Origin of the sequence: Streptomyces sp. NPDC015220, from assembly GCF_043079345.1 — a bacterium.
In the GTDB taxonomy this organism is placed as follows: domain Bacteria; phylum Actinomycetota; class Actinomycetes; order Streptomycetales; family Streptomycetaceae; genus Streptomyces.
Window position 1 is genome coordinate 1 of sequence record NZ_JBIBUK010000060.1, and the last position, 1,322, is coordinate 1,322.

Consider the following 1,322-nt stretch of genomic DNA (forward strand, 5'->3'; position numbering starts at 1 on the left):
GGCTGCGTCACCGTCGTCAGCGGCCTGGGCGCCAAGAGCCTGAACATCCGCAACGACAGCCGCCGCACCGTGGAGGTCTTCCGCGGCGCCGTCTGCGACAACGGCGCCCCGATCGCCACCGTCGGCCCCCGCAGCTCCAGCAACGGCGTCCGCCCCGGCTGCACCGAGGACGTCTTCGTCAAGAACGGCGTCGTGGGCAGCTTCCGCGTCATCGAGCGCCACAAGGGCGGCGACTACGACTTCGGCTTCGACTTCTGAAAACCCCGCCCCCCGCCATGACAGGCACCACCGCACCACAGGCCACCGTGACACGGAACCCCGGCCCGCCGTAATCGGGCCGGGGCTCCGCCACCAGGCACATGACACGACAACCCCGGCCTGCCGTAATCGGGCCGGGGTTCTCAATTGGAGCGACACCCCGGGAACACCCCCCACCCGGAGGAATGCCCGCACCAGCGCCGCCCGACAACCCCACGCGCCTGCCCCGCCATACTAAAACCCCCACCACACCCCGCGCCCCCCTCCCCGCACCCGCGCCCCGCCCCGCCCCGCCACCCACCGGACGACTCCCGCCCCACCACGCCCCGTTGACCCGGCACCCCGCACGACACACCCCTGCGCCGAACCGGTGAGCACACACCCCCGAACAGGTGACCCCACGGCGCGCCGCACACCCCCCGCCCGCCACCACATGCACACACCCACCCCCACACAGGCCACCACCCACAGGCCACCACCCACACGACAGCACCCACACGACAGCACGCACACGACAGCACGCACGACGCCTTCCCCGACCCGCGACACTACGGGATGATCATCATGACTATCCGCATCGTGGAGGACGCGAGCGACGACACCTACGTCCTGACCATCCACGACATCACCCTCACCCCCTCCCACCCCCGCCTGGGCCACCTACTGCGCTGGCACATGGCCGGCCGGCTCGAGGAAACCGTCGACCTCACCCAGGTCACCTGCACCGTCACCATCAAGATCGGCCCGGTCAGACTCCTGCACACCACCCACCGGCTGCCCGACCTGCTCACCCTCATGGGCACCACCCTCCACGGCGACCCACGACCCCCCGCCGGACCCTGGCAGCAGACCTGGGACCTCCACGTCCCCGACACCGTCCCCGTCGCCCGCCACCGCATCCACCTACGCGCCCGGACAACGGACGGCAAGAACTTCCTCGCCCTGAACATCCCCCTCGACTTCAGCCACCGCTACCACCCCACCACCCACTTCAACACCCACCCCCACCACGACCACCCCCGAACCGACCGAGAACTCAGCCAAACCCGCTGACCACAACACCA

General features: G+C 70.3%; 1 protein-coding gene and 1 pseudogene. Both read left to right on the forward strand.

The features are described from left to right. Positions 1-258, forward strand: a pseudogene (locus ACF061_RS39045) (hypothetical protein); the annotation flags it as partial. A 564-nt stretch (positions 259-822) separates the two neighbouring features. Next, positions 823-1,311, forward strand: a complete 489-nt coding sequence (locus ACF061_RS39050; RefSeq protein WP_392271776.1) for a hypothetical protein — start codon at positions 823-825, stop codon at positions 1,309-1,311. Positions 1,312-1,322: the final 11 nt, after the last annotated feature.

Coding starts and splice junctions, on each gene's coding strand:
- ACF061_RS39050 (WP_392271776.1), top strand. CDS start 823: ATGACTATCCGCATCGTGGAGGACGCGAGCGACGACACCTACGTCCTG.